The following is a 15,255-nucleotide window of genomic DNA, read 5'->3' on the forward strand; positions in this document are numbered from 1 at the left end:
CCATGCCTGCGGTGCGCACGACATCGAGGCGCGTCGCGCAACGCGACGTGCGCCACGGGATGCTCACCCGCCGCGCCCCACCGCTCACGCAATGTGAGCGCCGAGGCGCCGATGTATCACGGCTGAAACATCCAACCAATCGCTCGTCTCAAACAGCGCCGCCGTGCGCATGCGCGTGCGGGCTTTGCGTCTTGCCGCGAAGGTCATGCATGCCGTGGCTGCCATGCGTGCCAGGGCGATGTATCAGCGCCGCAACCGAAGGCGCGCAAACCGGCCTCCAAAAGTTGCATGTCCCGACACGATTGCGTGGTTAGACGTGCGCTTGTGTACGGGCGTGCCGGTGAATCTTTTGCGTTTTCAAACGCTTAGAACAGCCGTGTGAAGCGTGCGGGGAAGGTGGCACCGATTATGCAAACGAGCCGCCCCGGGGTGGGTCATGTTGTTCCCACAGGCAGAGCGCGCCGGCCTGACTGGCTGCGTTTCCAGCCGTCCCTCTCACCTTTATGGAGTGCGTTATGAAGAAGACCTTACTGGCCACCGCGATCGCCATGGGATTGGGGGTCTCTGGCGTTGCATTGGCCGATATCGGGAATACGGCGTCCGGCGCGGGTGACAAGACCCAGACCAACACGTCGACCATCACCAGAACCAATACGAGCACAGACACGACAACGAGCACGGCAACGACCACAACCACCACGGCAACCGACAACTCGAATCAGCACAACAACCAAAGCCAGGGCAGCAACCGCGACAACAGCGGGTGGGCCAATGCCGATGGCTATGGCACCGCTGCAGCCAACAACGGCGGCACGGCAACGGCAACGTTCACCAACTCCTTCAACACAAGCAAGGCGATTGCGGTCTCCAAGCTGGACGGCACCGTCACCAACATCAGCGTGTCGGGCATCGGCAATGTCGCCACCAACAACGGCGGCACGGCGAATGGCGGCAGCGGCGGGCGTGGCGGATACGGCTACGGCGGCACAGGCTCTGGCGGTAACGGCGGCGCGGGCGGTGCGGGCGGCAGCGGCGGCGCTGGTGGAAGTTCGGGCAGCGTGACGCATGGCAGCGCAACCAACGGCGGGGCCGTGGCCGGTAACGGCGGCAGCGGCGGAGCCGCCGGCGGCGATGCGGGCGGTGGCGGTAACGGCGGCAGCTCCGGCACGCTGTCCGCGAGCCTGGGCGCGGGCCTTGGCGGCGCAGCGGGCAGCACGAGCGCAGCGGGCGGCGGTGGCGGCGGGGCTGGCGGCACGTCCAGCGCCAGCGGCGGCGATGCGAACCGCCATCGCGGCAGTGGCTCGGCCACCGGCGGCGGCAGTGCCTCGGCAGGCGGGGCAGGCGGCGCCGGAGGCTCCACCACCAGCGGCACGTCGACGGCATCGGCCGGTGCAGGCACGGGCACGAGCGCTGCCACGGGCACGAGCACGGGCGGGGCCGGAGCTGCTGGCGGCGCGGCGACCAACGTTGCAGGTACCGGCGGTGCAGGCGGTAGTGCCACCAACGGCAGTGCGACCAACGGCGCGGCGTCGTCCACGGCCGGCAATGGCGCTGTGGGTGCAGTCGGTGCGGCCGGCGGCGCAGGCGGCGTTGGCAATGGCGGTGTCGGCAATGGCGCGGTGGGTGGCACGGGCGGTGCCGGCGGCACGGTCGTGGTGGATGCGGGCACGTTCAACATGTCCAACGCCATGACCAGCGTCGGGCAGTCTGCGGCAGGCGTGATGGTGGCGAACCAGAACAGCGGCTTCGCTTCCCTCATCCAGCAAAGCATCAACGTGCAGGCCAACCTGAATGTGGGCAAGTAGCCCGGTCTCGGGCATGAGCGGGGAAGTGCCGCGGCGCGCGGCGATTAAGCTTCGCGCATGACGGTGGATGGGGCCGGACTGCATCGGCGGGCCGGCCCGCAGTTGGAGCGTAGAGGAGACATTCGATGCGATCCGACAGAAGAACCACAGCAGGATGGGCGGCATGGTGGCTGGCATGCGGCCTGGCAGTGTGGCCAGCGGCAGCAACGATGGCGTCAGACGATGTGCCGATCGCAGACGGTGCGCAGGTCGCCAACACGGAAGCGGTGCGTCCCCCGGTCGCCGCGGCCGTGTCGGTGCCTGGGTTCGGTCATGCGGTGGGAGCAGATCGGCTCGACAGCTATCGCGGCGGCACGCAGGATCTCTACCAGACCGTCAATGACGCGCGCCTGTCGGGCACCGTGAGCGACAACGCCGCCGTGAACGTGGCGACGGGGTCGAACATCGTGCGCGACGGCTCGTTTGCCAACGCCAGCGGGATCCCCACGGTTATCCAGAACAGCGGAGCGAACGTGCTGATCCAGAACGCCACCATCGTCAACGTGCAGTTCCGGCCTTGAGCTTGTGAAGGACGGAATGATGCGCAAGACGTTGGGTGCAGTGCTGATGGCGCTGGCGTGCGGGCCTGCGTGGGCGGGCGCGATCGACATGCTCGGCACGGGCGGCGGCACCTATGCCGTGCCGGTGACGAGCATGAAGGCCGCGCGCTATCTGCGCACCGTGCATCAGCGTTTCGACTTCAGTTGCGGGTCGGCCGCGGTGGCGACGCTGCTCACGTATCAGTACGGTTACCCGGTGAGCGAGCAGACCGTGTTCCAGGCCATGTACGAGCATGGCAACCAGGAGAAGATCCGGCGAGAAGGCTTTTCGCTGCTCGACATCAAACGCTATCTGGCCTCTCTGGGCTTTGACGCCGATGGTTTCGAGCAGCCGCTGGATGCATTGAAGGACGCCCACTTGCCGGCCATCGTGCTGTTGACCGAGAACGGCTATCACCACTTCGTGGTGGTCAAGGGCGTGCAGGAAGGGCGCGTGCTCGTGGGCGATCCGGCCATGGGCACACGTGCGATTCCGCGTGCGAGCTTCGAGAGCATGTGGGACAACCATGTGCTGTTCGTCGTCCACAACCGCGAGGCGGGGGCGACGTTCAACGCTTCATCGGACTGGCGCGTGGCACCGCGTGCGCCGCTGGAGGAAGGCATGGACCGCAGCGGCCTGGGCAACATCGTCGTTCCCAAGCACGGTCCGTCCGACTTTTGAGCGTCGTTTGCGGGTGGCCATTCGCTGGTCGGGCAGGAGGGCATCATGAAGCGGTTTGGCAAGGTGGCGCGGGCTGCGGGATGGCTCGCGCTGGCTGCGGCTGGCCATGCGTATGCGGCCGGCATGGACAGCATGGACGACAATCCGGTCCATGCCTGGCACGCCGTGTCCGAAGACAAGCTCGACGACATGCGCGGCGGCTTCGATGTGCCCGCGCTTGCAGGGCTGCACATTTCGTTCGGCATCGACCGCGCGGTCTACGTCAACGGCGATCTGGTGGCGAGCGCATCGGTGAACATCCCCGATGTAGCGCGCATGACGGCCGCGCAGGCGCAGCAACTGGCCTCGGTGGTCAACACGGTCAACCTTGTGCAGAACGGCCCGAACAATGTCGCGCCGCCCGATGTGGCGGCCGGTGCGGCTGCAGCGGCCACGGTCATCCAGAACAGTCTGAACAACCAGACGCTGCAAGCCGTGACGACCATCAACGCAGCGGTCAACAGCCTGCCGCAGTTCCGTCAGTTGAATCTTTCCAACGTGCTGCAGGGCGCCCTGGCCAACGTCGTCACCCTGCTGCACTGAGCTAGAACTGGATCGGCAGGCGCAGCGTGACGGTCAGGTCCGGTGTGTCGCGCGTGAGGCCTGCACCCACCGACAGGTTCAGCGTCATCTTGGGCGAGAGCCGGTACGAATAGCCGACCAGCAACGTGCCGAGAATGGTTCGCACCGAGCCCGGCACGCGCTGGCCGTTCTGCTTGGTCGGCGCGATGATGCTCTGGTCGTAGCCGATGGAGAACGACGCCTTCTCGTTCAGCGCCAGCCCCATGCCGAAGTTCAGGCCAATGATGTCGCCGGCCTTCACATCGCCCAGGAACTGCTTCGAGCCGTCCACCAGGTTCAGGCTGACATCCTTGCGCTCGAAGTTGTGCAGGTAGCTGATGCTGCCGAAGAACACGGCGGGGTCCGTCGGGAACAGCCACGTCAGCCCCGGCTGCACGGCGAAGAAGCCCGAGCCTGTCGGCTGCTGCAGCGGCAGGCCAGTGCCCGTGGTATTGCTCACGCAGCGCGTCACGCAATCGGTCGTGACTTCAAACGGATCCTTGCCGGTGCGCGTCTTGAAGCGCAGCCAGCCGATGTAGAACGGCTTGTCGACGCCCCCTGAATTGATCTGGTACCGCGCGGTCAGCTCCACATCGCCGATGCCGCGGCCGTGCGAGCTGAAGGCGTTGTCCGTCGCCGTGCCGGTGAACAGCTCGCGGCTGACGGTGTCGCTCGCGCTGTAGACGTAAGGCACGCGCGCTTCCAGTTCCCAGCGCCGTGCCAGGCCGTAGCGCACCGCCACTGTGCCGGTCAGCGTGGTGGTCTTCACCTGCCGCACGTCGATCAGCCCGATCAGCAGCGCGGGGATGATGGTGTAGCCCACCAGCGCCACGCGGTCCGACGACGAATACGCCATCTGCAATGACGGCTCGACGACCACCTTGCCCGGCGGTGTGAGCGCGCTGGGCTCGTCGAAGATCTGCGCGATGCGTGGCGGCCGGTCAGGCGGCTCCGGCGGTTTGCCGACTGGCGTGGTGCCGGGCTCGTCGTTCTGCGCAATTTGCGATGCATCGCCCGCCGCGCCGGGAGCACCGGCACCGCGCACGGTATCGAGTCGGCCCTCGCTCATGCCGAGCGCACGCCGCATGCGCCGAAGATGCGCTTCCTGTTGTTGGATCGAGCGCTTGAGTTCCTGCAGGCGCGCCTGCGTATCGGCAAGCTCGCGCTGCAGCGTTTCCAGGCTGGGTGGCTTGTCGTCCACCGGCTCGTTGGTCTGTGCAAGGACCGGCCCGCCGCAGAGCAGCAGGCATGCGCACGTAACCGCGTGGGTTGACCCACCTTGCGGCTTCCATGGCGTTTTCGTCATGGCATGTCCCCCGTCGAGAGCGCCCTGTCCACGAAAAGCGGATGGGCCCTTCACGATTTCCCCCGGGTGGCGTACTGCGGATACCACTATAGGCGAGCGAACGTGAAACGACAGGGCGTTGGCGTCCACAAAATGGACGAGGGGCGCATGCCCGTTTGGCGGATCGCCCAGGCAACAAAAAAGGCGCCCGAAGGCGCCTCGTGTGTCTTACGCAGCGTCAGCGCTTACTGACGTGCATTGCGCAGGTTATCCGGCCACGGCGTGTTGTAGTTGGTGCGGAACGGGTTGATGTCCAGCCCGCCACGCCGCGTATAGCGCGCATAGACGGCCAGTTTGACCGGCCGGCACTGGCGCAGGATGTCGGTAAAGATCCGCTCCACGCATTGCTCGTGGAACTCGTTGTGCTCGCGGAACGAGATCAGGTACTTGAGCAGCGCCTCCTGGTTGATCGGCGCACCCACGTAGCGGATCTGCACGCTGCCCCAGTCAGGCTGACCCGTCACAAGGCAGTTGGACTTCAGCAGGTGCGACACCAGCGTTTCTTCGACCGGGCTTTCTTCCTCGTCGGCATGCAGCAGCTCGGGCGTGGGCTGGTAGACATCCGTTTCGATGTCCAGTCGATCGAGCAGCAGGCCGTCGAGTTCGCCCATGCGTTGCCGGGCAAACTCCTCGTGCGTGACGATGCGGACCTGCACCGGCGCGCCGCACGCTTCCGACAGATCGTGGTGGATCAACTGCTGCAGCGCTTCGTGCGACGCCACCTTCGTCTGGTTGAACGAATTCAGATACAGCTTGAACGACTTCGATTCAACGATGTTGGGCGAATCGGCCGGCACGATCACGGTGCCCAGCGCCACCTGCGGCTTGCCGCGCAGGTTCAGCCACGACAGCTCGTACAGGTTCCAGAGATCCACGCCGAAGAAGGGCAGGGCCGTGCCGGCGGCCAGGCCGATCTCGTCGCGCTTGCCCTGGCGCGGAATCGGAAACAGCAGGCTCGGGTCGTATTCCGTCTTGTAGGCGGAGGTCTTACCGAGCGGCGAATGTTCGGGTTGGTTGCTCATCACAAAAACAGGCTGTAGACGGGGTTCTCGCTTTCGTCCCAATAGGTATAGCCCAGCGTGGCGAGGAACGCCTTGAACTCGCGCTTCTCGTTCTTCGGTACCTGGATGCCGACGAGGATGTTGCTCGAATCCGCGCCCTGATTCCGGTAGTGGAACAGGCTGATGTTCCAGTTCGGGCTCATGCTCGAGAGGAACTTCATCAGCGCGCCCGGCCGCTCGGGAAACTCGAAGCGGTAGAGGTGCTCGTTTTCCGCCAGCGGCGAACGGCCGCCGACCATGTAGCGGATGTGCTGCTTGGCCAGTTCGTCGTTCGACAGGTCGAGCGTCGGGAAACCGTGCTTGCGGAAGTTCTCGGCAATCTTGTCGCCCTCTGCGCGCGACGCAATTTGCACGCCCACGAAGATATGCGCGGCGTCCTTGCTGGCAATGCGGTAGTTGAACTCCGTCACGTTGCGCGACCAGCCGACCAGTTCGCAGAAGCGCTTGAAGCTGCCGCGCTCTTCGGGAATCGTCACGGCAAACACGGCTTCGCGGGCCTCGCCCACTTCGGCGCGCTCGGCCACGAAGCGCAGGCGGTCGAAGTTCATGTTCGCGCCGCTGGCCACGGCCACGAGCGATTCGTTCTTCAGCTTGTGCGTCTCGGCATACTGCTTGAGGCCGGCCAGCGCCAGTGCGCCCGACGGCTCCAGCAGGCTGCGCGTGTCCTGGAACACATCCTTGAGCGCCGCGCAGATGGCGTCCGTATCCACGGTGATGATCTCGTCGACCAGCTCGCGCGTGAGCCGGAAGGTTTCCTTGCCGACCAGCTTGACCGCCGTGCCGTCCGCAAACAGGCCAACTTCCTTCAGCTCGACGCGCTTGCCGGCGGCCACCGAGCGCGCCATCGCGTCGGAGTCCACGCTTTGCACGCCGATGACCTTGACGTCAGGCCGCACGGCCTTCACGTAGGCCGCAATGCCTGAGATCAGCCCGCCGCCGCCGATCGAGCAGAAGATCGCATGGATCGGCTGCGGATGCTGGCGCAGGATTTCCATGGCGATCGTGCCCTGGCCGGCAATCACTTCCGGATCATCGAACGGGTGGACGAAGGTGTAGCCGTGCTTCTCTTGCAGCTTGGCGGCGTGGTTGTAGGCGTCGGAGTAGCTTTCACCATGCAGCACGACCTCGACCCAATCGCCGCCGCGCGAGCGCACGCCGTCAATCTTCAACTGCGGTGTGGTCACCGGCATGCAGATCACGGCCTTGCATTCCATGCGCGCCGCACTGAAAGCCACGCCCTGCGCGTGGTTGCCCGCCGATGCCGTAATCACCCCGCGCTTGCGCTCGGCCGGCGCGAGCGACGCCATCTTGTTGTAGGCGCCGCGCAGCTTGAACGAGAACACCGGCTGGTCATCCTCGCGCTTGAGGTAGACGCGGTTGCCGGTGCGCGCCGACAGATTCGGCGCGAACTTCAGCTCGGTTTCCACCGCGACGTCATAGACCTTCGCAGTCAGGATTTTCTTGAGGTAATCGATGGCCATGGTGCGGACCGGGGTTGGACGTGAACAGAGCCCGTAAGCCTATCACGCGGCGCCTGGCCCGCCTTGCCGGACTGGCGTGCCGGTCGGTACACTGCCCCGGCCGCGTCCGGGCGGGCGCGGCGCATCATCGGCGAGAGGCCTCCATGAACACCCCGTCGTCTTCCTCCGAGCGTGCCGGACGCGCGCGCCGGGGCCGCAAAGTCTGGTCCGGAACGCAGCACGTCATCGCCTACGGCATGCCGCCGCTGGGCTGGCGCGACGTCTATCACCATGCGCTGGAGGTCAACTGGCCGACCTTCTTCGCGTTGCTGGCGACGATGTTCCTGGCGCTGAACGCGGTATTCGCGGGGCTGTATTCGCTCGGCGACGGCGCGATCGCGAACCAGTCGCCGCCCGGCTTCGTCGGCGCCTTCTTCTTCAGCGTCGAGACGCTGGCCACGGTCGGCTACGGCGACATGCACCCGCAAACGTTCTACGCCCACGTCATCGCCACGCTGGAGATCTTCATCGGCATGTCGGGCATCGCCATGGCGACGGGGCTGGTGTTTGCGCGGTTCTCACGCCCGCGCGCCAAGATCATGTTTGCCCGCAACGTTGTCGTGCGGCCGCTCAACGGCAAGTCCACGCTGATGCTGCGCGCCGCCAATGCGCGCCAGAATGTCATCGCCGAGGCCACCGCCCGGCTGCGCCTGATGCAGGACGAGGTCTCGCCCGAGGGCTACTCGATCTACAAGATTCACGACCTGAAGCTGGAGCGCAGCGAGCACCCGATCTTCCTGCTGGGCTGGGTGATGATGCACGTCATCGATGAAAACAGCCCGCTGTATGGCGCCACCGCGGAGTCGCTCGCCGCGGGTGACGCCTTGCTGCTGCTCACCATCGAGGGCGCAGACGAGACCGCCGCGCAGACCGTGCAGGCGCGCTATTCCTGGCGGCACGACGAGATCCGCTGGAACTATCGCTATGCCGACCTCATCCGCGACGAGGGCGGCGTCACGTCGGTCGACTACGACAACTTCCACCTGATCCACCCGATCGAGACGCCCCCGCAGGCACAATGAGCGGCTTGTCCGATTCCAACGCGCAACCCCCGTGGCCCTGAACCTCGTCTGGCTCGCCTTCTTTCTCGTCGCCTTCGTCACCGCCTGCGTGCAGGTGGTGCAGGGCGACATGGAAGTCTTCTCGCGCATGTTGACCGGCATGTTCGATGCTGCCCGCACCGGCTTCGAGATCGCCATCGGCCTGACCGGCATGATGGCGCTGTGGCTCGGCATCATGCGCGTGGGCGAGCGCGCCGGCGTGGTCGATCTGTTTGCGCGGCTCGTGAACCCGGTGATGCGGCACTTGTTTCCCTCCGTGCCGGCCGGCCACCCCGCCAACGGCGCGATGATGATGAACGTGTCGGCCAACGTGCTCGGTCTGGACAACGCCGCCACGCCGCTCGGCTTGCAAGCCATGCGCGAGCTGCAGCAGATCAACCCGCAGCCGCAGCGCGCCAGCGATGCGCAACTGATGTTCGTGGTGCTCAACACGGCGGGGGTGACGCTGGTACCGACCTCCGTCATCGCCATCCGCCAGGCCATGGCTGTCAAGCAGGGGCTGGTGGGTTTCAACGCGGCGGACATTTTCCTGCCGACCTTGCTGTCCACCTTCATCGGCTTCTGCGCGGGTATTGCGGCGGTAGCGTGGTATCAGCGCATCAACCTGTTCAAGCCGGCGCTGCTGGCGTATTTCGGCGGCTTTGTCGCGGCGATGGGGCTGCTGTTTGCGTGGCTGCGCCAGTTTCCGCCCCAGCAGATGGCGGCGTGGATCGGCCTGATCGGCGCGGGCGCCATCCTCACCATCGTCGTGGCGTTCCTGGTCTGTGGGGCAATTCGTCGCATCAACGTGTACGAAACCTTCGTCGATGGCGCCAAGGATGGCTTCCAGGTTGCCATCGGCATCGTCCCATACCTCGTCGCGGTGCTGGTGGGCATTGCCGTGTTTCGTGCGGCGGGGTGCATGGATTTTCTGATGCAGGGGCTTTCTGCGCTATTCACGCACCTGGGCATCGACACGCGCTTTGTGCCGGCGCTACCCGTGGGGCTGATGAAGACGTTGTCCGGCGCCGGCGCGCGCGGCCTGATGGTCGACGTGATGACCACTTACGGCGTCGATTCCTTCCAGGGCAAGCTGGCCGCCATCATCCAGGGCTCGACCGAGACGACGTTTTACGTGCTGGCCGTGTATTTCGGCAGTGTCGGCATCAAGGACACGCGGTACGCGCTGGCCTGCGGGCTGTGGGCCGACCTGATCGGGCTCATCGGTGCCGTGCTTGTCGCCTACCTGTTCTTCGCCTGACCGGCTAGGGCGGCCCCCAAGCGACGCCGCGGCCGCCCGCCCTCTACAATCGATCGCATGGAACAGTGGATCGACACGCTTTTTGCCACGCTCGCCCTGCCCAAGGTCGGGCTGCCTGCCATCTTCGTCGTCAGTTTCATTTCGGCGACACTGCTGCCGCTGGGCTCCGAGCCGGCGGTGTTTGCGTACATCAAGCTCAATCCGGACATGTTCTGGCCGGCCATCGTGGTGGCCACGCTCGGCAACACGCTGGGCGGCATGGTCGACTGGTGGATGGGCTACGCGGCCAAGCTGGCGCTGGTGCGCTACCACCTGGCGCGCCGCCGCCGCCAGCACAACGCCGAGCACGCCCAGCACGTGCCGCACCCCAAGCGCCACCGCGAGCCCCCGCTCGACAAGAAATACTTCCGCTGGATGCGCCGCATCGGCCCGGTGTCGCTGCTGGTGTCGTGGCTGCCCGGCATCGGCGACCCGCTCTGCACGCTGGCCGGTTGGCTGCGCCTGAAGTTCTGGCCCAGCGTCATGTACATGGCCATCGGCAAATTCCTGCGCTATCTGGCGATGACCGCGGCGCTCATGACCTTGCCCGACGGCTTCTGGCACGGCATCTTTGGCTGGATCAAGGCTGTAATGATCTGACGTTTGCGTGGCGTGGGGCGCACTCGCAGGCCTCCGCGCTTTTCGCAAGCCATTGAAAACGCGACGCTTTTCCCGCCCATATCGGCCGCAGGGATACCGTTGCTGCAACGCATCAACGGCGCGCGTTGCAGTACAATCGCCCTTTAAAGACCGCGCGGCTCTTGTCCTCCTTGCCGCGACCTCCTCCCCAGCGGCACGCCATGAATGCCCCACTTCTGATCGACGCCAAACTCACGGCGCAGGACGCTGCGCCCCGGCTGCGCGAGATTCCCTACAACTACACCTCGTTCTCGGATCGGGAAATCGTCATCCGTCTGCTGGGCGAGTCTGCGTGGCAGATCCTGGACGAACTGCGCGCCGAGCGTCGCACCGGCCGATCGGCACGGATGCTGTACGAAGTGCTGGGCGACATCTGGGTGGTGCGTCGCAACCCGTATCTGCAGGACGACCTGCTCGACAACCCGAAGCGCCGGCAGATGCTGATCGACGCACTCAATCACCGCCTGGCGGAGATCGAGAAGCGCCGTGTGGCCGACCACGATTCGCATCACGACCCCGTGGGCGACGAGCGCGCCAGCAAGGTCGAGCAGCTGGTTGTGCATGCCCGCCGCGCCGTCAAGGCATTCCAGGAAGAGTTCGCCCAGGTGTATGACCTGCGCCGCCGCGCCCAGAAGGTGCTCGGCCGTGTCACCGCGAAGGACAACATCAAGTTTGACGGCCTGTCGCGCGTGTCGCACGTGACCGACGCCACCGACTGGCGTGTCGAATATCCATTCGTCGTGCTCACGCCCGATACGGAAGAAGAGATTGCCGGCATCGTCAAGGGCTGCTTCGAGCTGGGTCTGACCATCATCCCGCGCGGAGGCGGCACCGGCTACACCGGCGGCGCCGTGCCGCTCACGCCGTTCTCGGCCGTCATCAACACGGAAAAGCTGGAGCGTCTGGACGCGGTCGAGATGACCGACCTGCCGGGCGTCGATCACCCCGTGGCGACCATCTATTCGGGCGCCGGCGTGGTGACGCGTCGCGTGGCGGATGCGGCGGACAAGGCCGGCCTCGTCTTCGCCGTGGACCCGACTTCGATCGACGCGTCGTGCATCGGCGGCAACGTCGCCATGAACGCGGGCGGCAAGAAGGCCGTGCTGTGGGGCACCGCGCTGGACAACCTCGCCTGGTGGCGCATGGTTGACCCGGACGGCAACTGGCTCGAAGTCCAGCGCCTGAATCACAACCTCGGCAAGATTCACGATGCGCCGGTCGTCACCTTCGAGCTGAAGTGGTTCGACGGCAACGCGCCGGTCGGCGCCAAGCTGCTGCGCACCGAGACGCTCACGATCGAAGGCCGCAAGTTCCGCAAGGAAGGCCTCGGCAAGGACGTCACCGACAAGTTCCTGGCCGGTCTGCCCGGCGTGCAGAAGGAAGGCTGCGACGGCATCATCACCAGCGCGCGCTGGATCCTGCACCGCATGCCGAAGTCGATCCGCACTGTGTGCCTGGAGTTCTTCGGCCAGGCGCGTGACGCGATCCCGAGCATCGTCGAGATCAAGGATTACCTCGACGCCGAGACGAAGAAGCCCGGCGGCGCCATCCTCGCGGGCCTGGAACACCTGGACGAGCGCTACCTGCGCGCGGTCGGCTACGCCACCAAGAGCAAGCGCAACGCGTTCCCGAAGATGGTGCTCATCGGTGACATCGTCGGCGACGACGATGACGCCGTGGCGCGCGCCACCTCGGAAGTGATCCGCCTGGCCAATGGCAAGAGCGGCGAAGGCTTCGTGGCCGTGAGCCCCGAGGCCCGCAAGAAGTTCTGGCTTGACCGCTCGCGCACGGCCGCGATTGCCAAGCACACCAACGCCTTCAAGATCAACGAAGACGTGGTGATCCCGCTCAATCGCATGGGCGAGTACACCGACGGCATCGAGCGCATCAACATCGAGCTGTCGATCAAGAGCAAGCTCAAGCTGACCGACGCGCTGCTCGATTTCTTTGCTGGCAGCAACCTGCCGCTGGGCCGCACCGACGACGCCAACGAAATCCCCAGCGCTGAACTGCTGGAAGACCGCGTGCAACAGGCGCAGCAACTGCTGCGTGCCACGCGCGCACGTTGGCAATATCTGCTGGACCATCTCGACACGCCGGTCACCACGGCGCGCGCGAGCCTCATCGGCCTGGGCCTGGGCTACCTCGCGCAGACCATCGACGATCGCCTGGTGAATCAGCCTGACGCCAACCTGTTCCACCTGCTGCAGGATCGGACGATCCGTGTGTCGTGGAAGGCGGAGATTCGCGCCGAGCTGCGCAAGATCTTCAACGGCGGCGAGTTCAAGCCGATCCTCGACGAGGCCCAGGCGATCCACAAGAAAGTGCTGCGCGGCCGCGTGTTCGTGGCGCTGCACATGCACGCCGGTGACGGCAACGTGCACACCAACATCCCCGTCAACTCGGATGACTACGACATGCTGCAGGACGCCCACAAGGCGGTGGCCCGCATCATGACGCTGGCGCGTTCGCTGGACGGCGTGATTTCGGGCGAGCACGGCATCGGCATCACCAAGCTGGAATTCCTGACCGACGAAGAGATCGCCGACTTCGCTGCATACAAGCGCCGCGTCGATCCGAACGGCCGCTTCAACAAGGGCAAGCTGCTGCGCGATATCAACGACCCGCAAGGCCTGGCCGCTGATCTGCGCAACGCCTATACGCCGTCGTTCGGCCTGATGGGGCACGAGTCGATCATCATGCAGCAGAGCGACATCGGCGCCATCTCGGAGTCGATCAAGGACTGCCTGCGCTGCGGCAAGTGCAAGCCGGTGTGCGCCACGCACGTGCCGCGCGCCAACCTGCTGTACAGCCCGCGCAACAAGATCCTCGCCACGTCGCTGCTCATCGAGGCCTTCCTGTACGAAGAGCAGACGCGCCGCGGCGTGTCGATCAAGCACTGGGAAGAATTTGCCGACGTGGGCGACCACTGCACGGTCTGCCACAAGTGCGTGACGCCGTGCCCGGTCAAGATCGACTTCGGCGATGTGTCGATGAACATGCGCAACCTGCTGCGCAAGATGGGGCAGAAGAAGTTCAACCCCGGCACCGCAGCGGCGATGTTCTACCTGAACGCGACCAACCCCGAGACGATCAACCTCACCCGCAAGGTGATGTTCGACTGGGGCTACAAGGCGCAGCGTCTGGGCAACGACATCCTGAAGAAGTTCGCCAAGAAGCAGACCGCGCATCCGCCCGCCACGGTGGGCAGGCCGCCGGTGCGCGAGCAGGTGATCCACTTCATCAACAAGAAGATGCCGGGCAACCTGCCCAAGAAGACGGCGCGCGCGTTGCTGGACATCGAGGACAACGAGATCGTCCCGATCATCCGCAACCCGAAGGTCACCACGCCGGATAGCGAGGCGGTCTTCTACTTCCCGGGTTGCGGCTCGGAGCGCCTGTTCTCGCAGGTGGGCCTGGCCACGCAGGCGATGCTGTGGCATGCCGGCGTGCAGACCGTGCTGCCGCCGGGCTACCTGTGCTGCGGTTATCCGCAGCGCGGCACTGGCCAGTTCGACAAGGCCGAGAAGATCGTCACCGACAACCGTGTGCTGTTCCACCGCGTGGCCAATACGCTCAACTACCTCGACATCAAGACGGTGGTGGTGAGCTGTGGCACCTGCTACGACCAGCTCGCGGGGTATGAATTCGACAAGATCTTCCCGGGCTGCCGGATCATCGACATTCACGAATACCTGCTCGAGAAGGGCGTGAAGATCGACGGTGTGCAAGGCACGCGGTACATGTACCACGACCCCTGCCACACCCCGATCAAGACGATGGACCCGACCAAGCTGGTCAACCAGCTGATGGGCGGCAACATCGGCGCCGATGGCCAGACCCGCGCGATCGAGAAGAACGACCGCTGCTGCGGCGAGTCGGGCACGCTGGCGATCTCGCGCCCCGACATTTCCACGCAGGTCCGCTTCCGTAAGGAAGAAGAGATGCAGAAGGGCGCTGACAAGCTTCGCAGTCTCGGCCAGACCGCAGGCCAGGGCGGCGAGGCGTTCAACGGCGACGTGAAGATCCTCACGAGCTGCCCGGCATGTCTGCAGGGCCTGTCGCGCTACACCGAAGATGTTTCGGTGCAGGCCGACTACATCGTGGTCGAGATGGCGCGTCACGTGCTCGGCGAAACCTGGCTGCAGGACTACGTCGCGCAGGCCAACGCCGGCGGCATCGAGCGGGTTCTGGTGTGACGACTGCGACGACCGGCGAGCGGGCGCCCAGCTGCACGCTGTGCGAGACGGACGGCGGCGAGCCCGTCTGGCGCAATGGCCGCGCGCGCGTGGTGCTGGTCGAGCACGCGCGTTTTCCGGGCTTCTGCCGCGTCATCTGGAATGACCACGTGGCCGAGCAGACCGACTTGTCCGACGCAGATCGCCATTGGCTGATGGAGGTCGTCGCCCGTGTTGAGCGGGTGCTGCGCACCGAACTGGCGCCGGACAAGGTCAATCTCGCCAGCTTCGGCAATTTCGTGCCGCATATGCACTGGCACGTCATCCCGCGCTATCGGTGGGACACGCATTTCCCGGAAGCCGTGTGGGGCCCTGAGCAACGGGCGCCCGATACCGCGCGCATGGCCGAGATCACGGCCAAGTTGCCGGCGCTGTCGTACGCGCTGCAGGCCGCGCTCGCGGATGTCTAACCGGTAACCACCGGTAACGCGTCCCCACGGCCTGTGC

General features: G+C 65.5%; 12 protein-coding genes. 9 read left to right on the forward strand and 3 right to left on the reverse strand.

The window, feature by feature from the left end; all coding sequences use genetic code 11:
* Nucleotides 1-515: 515 nt before the first annotated feature.
* From ABIC76_RS11790 to ABIC76_RS11805, 4 genes are all read left to right on the forward strand, one after another.
* Nucleotides 516-1,805 (forward strand): hypothetical protein, encoded by a 1,290-nt coding sequence (locus tag ABIC76_RS11790; RefSeq protein WP_354534068.1) that lies wholly within the window; start codon nt 516-518, stop codon nt 1,803-1,805.
* 125 nt (nt 1,806-1,930) lie between these two features.
* Nucleotides 1,931-2,365, forward strand: a complete 435-nt coding sequence (locus tag ABIC76_RS11795; protein ID WP_147214034.1) for a hypothetical protein — start codon at nt 1,931-1,933, stop codon at nt 2,363-2,365.
* A gap of 16 nt (nt 2,366-2,381) precedes the next feature.
* The gene (locus ABIC76_RS11800) at nt 2,382-3,065 is read left to right on the forward strand and encodes a C39 family peptidase (RefSeq protein WP_354534069.1); all 684 of its coding nucleotides are present in this window, start codon (nt 2,382-2,384) and stop codon (nt 3,063-3,065) included.
* 45 nt (nt 3,066-3,110) lie between these two features.
* A complete protein-coding gene (locus tag ABIC76_RS11805) occupies nt 3,111-3,647 on the forward strand; it encodes a hypothetical protein (RefSeq protein WP_354534070.1) in 537 nt (178 codons plus the stop codon).
* A 1-nt stretch (nt 3,648) separates the two neighbouring features.
* Here the strand turns inward: ABIC76_RS11805 and ABIC76_RS11810 are convergent, their stop codons facing one another.
* The 3 genes from ABIC76_RS11810 to ilvA form a co-directional block, all read right to left on the reverse strand.
* Nucleotides 3,649-4,971 (reverse strand): transporter, encoded by a 1,323-nt coding sequence (locus ABIC76_RS11810; RefSeq protein WP_354534071.1) that lies wholly within the window; start codon nt 4,969-4,971, stop codon nt 3,649-3,651.
* A gap of 224 nt (nt 4,972-5,195) precedes the next feature.
* Nucleotides 5,196-6,032 carry an NADPH-dependent 7-cyano-7-deazaguanine reductase QueF gene (gene queF, locus ABIC76_RS11815; protein WP_027678247.1) on the reverse strand — a complete coding sequence of 279 codons (837 nt, stop codon included), beginning with the start codon at nt 6,030-6,032 and terminating at the stop codon, nt 5,196-5,198.
* Entirely contained in the window at nt 6,032-7,552 is a 1,521-nt protein-coding gene (gene ilvA, locus ABIC76_RS11820) for a threonine ammonia-lyase, biosynthetic (protein WP_354534072.1), read from the reverse strand. The genes queF and ilvA overlap by 1 nt, the downstream gene beginning before the upstream one ends.
* 143 nt (nt 7,553-7,695) lie before the next feature.
* Between ilvA and ABIC76_RS11825 the strand changes: the two genes are divergently transcribed.
* The 5 genes from ABIC76_RS11825 to ABIC76_RS11845 all read left to right on the forward strand — a co-directional run bounded on the left by ABIC76_RS11825 (nt 7,696) and on the right by ABIC76_RS11845 (nt 15,218).
* On the forward strand, nt 7,696-8,613 hold the full coding sequence (locus ABIC76_RS11825; protein ID WP_354534073.1) for an ion channel: 918 nt from the start codon (nt 7,696-7,698) through the stop codon (nt 8,611-8,613).
* 31 nt (nt 8,614-8,644) lie between these two features.
* Entirely contained in the window at nt 8,645-9,892 is a 1,248-nt protein-coding gene (locus ABIC76_RS11830) for a spore maturation protein (RefSeq protein WP_354534074.1), read from the forward strand.
* 57 nt (nt 9,893-9,949) lie between these two features.
* A complete protein-coding gene (locus ABIC76_RS11835; protein WP_027678243.1) occupies nt 9,950-10,531 on the forward strand; it encodes a YqaA family protein in 582 nt (193 codons plus the stop codon).
* Between the two features lie 200 nt (nt 10,532-10,731).
* Nucleotides 10,732-14,769, forward strand: coding sequence for a DUF3683 domain-containing protein (locus tag ABIC76_RS11840; RefSeq protein ID WP_354534075.1), 4,038 nt, complete (start codon nt 10,732-10,734; stop codon nt 14,767-14,769).
* Complete coding sequence (locus ABIC76_RS11845; protein ID WP_354534076.1) at nt 14,766-15,218, forward strand: HIT family protein; 453 nt, start codon at nt 14,766-14,768, stop codon at nt 15,216-15,218. Before ABIC76_RS11840 ends, ABIC76_RS11845 begins: the two co-directional genes overlap by 4 nt.
* Nucleotides 15,219-15,255 lie beyond the last annotated feature (37 nt).

The sequence above is a fragment of the Ralstonia sp. 1138 genome, assembly GCF_040544795.1.
Taxonomy (GTDB): Bacteria; Pseudomonadota; Gammaproteobacteria; order Burkholderiales; family Burkholderiaceae; genus Ralstonia; species Ralstonia flatus.

What these genes read in the sequence shown, in the direction of transcription:
- ABIC76_RS11790 (WP_354534068.1), top strand. Translation starts at nt 516, where the DNA reads ATGAAGAAGACCTTACTGGCCACCGCGATCGCCATGGGATTGGGGGTC.
- ABIC76_RS11795 (WP_147214034.1), top strand. Translation starts at nt 1,931, where the DNA reads ATGCGATCCGACAGAAGAACCACAGCAGGATGGGCGGCATGGTGGCTG.
- ABIC76_RS11800 (WP_354534069.1), top strand. Translation starts at nt 2,382, where the DNA reads ATGATGCGCAAGACGTTGGGTGCAGTGCTGATGGCGCTGGCGTGCGGG.
- ABIC76_RS11805 (WP_354534070.1), top strand. Translation starts at nt 3,111, where the DNA reads ATGAAGCGGTTTGGCAAGGTGGCGCGGGCTGCGGGATGGCTCGCGCTG.
- ABIC76_RS11810 (WP_354534071.1), bottom strand. Translation starts at nt 4,971, where the DNA reads ATGACGAAAACGCCATGGAAGCCGCAAGGTGGGTCAACCCACGCGGTT.
- queF (WP_027678247.1), bottom strand. Translation starts at nt 6,032, where the DNA reads ATGAGCAACCAACCCGAACATTCGCCGCTCGGTAAGACCTCCGCCTAC.
- ilvA (WP_354534072.1), bottom strand. Translation starts at nt 7,552, where the DNA reads ATGGCCATCGATTACCTCAAGAAAATCCTGACTGCGAAGGTCTATGAC.
- ABIC76_RS11825 (WP_354534073.1), top strand. Translation starts at nt 7,696, where the DNA reads ATGAACACCCCGTCGTCTTCCTCCGAGCGTGCCGGACGCGCGCGCCGG.
- ABIC76_RS11835 (WP_027678243.1), top strand. Translation starts at nt 9,950, where the DNA reads ATGGAACAGTGGATCGACACGCTTTTTGCCACGCTCGCCCTGCCCAAG.
- ABIC76_RS11840 (WP_354534075.1), top strand. Translation starts at nt 10,732, where the DNA reads ATGAATGCCCCACTTCTGATCGACGCCAAACTCACGGCGCAGGACGCT.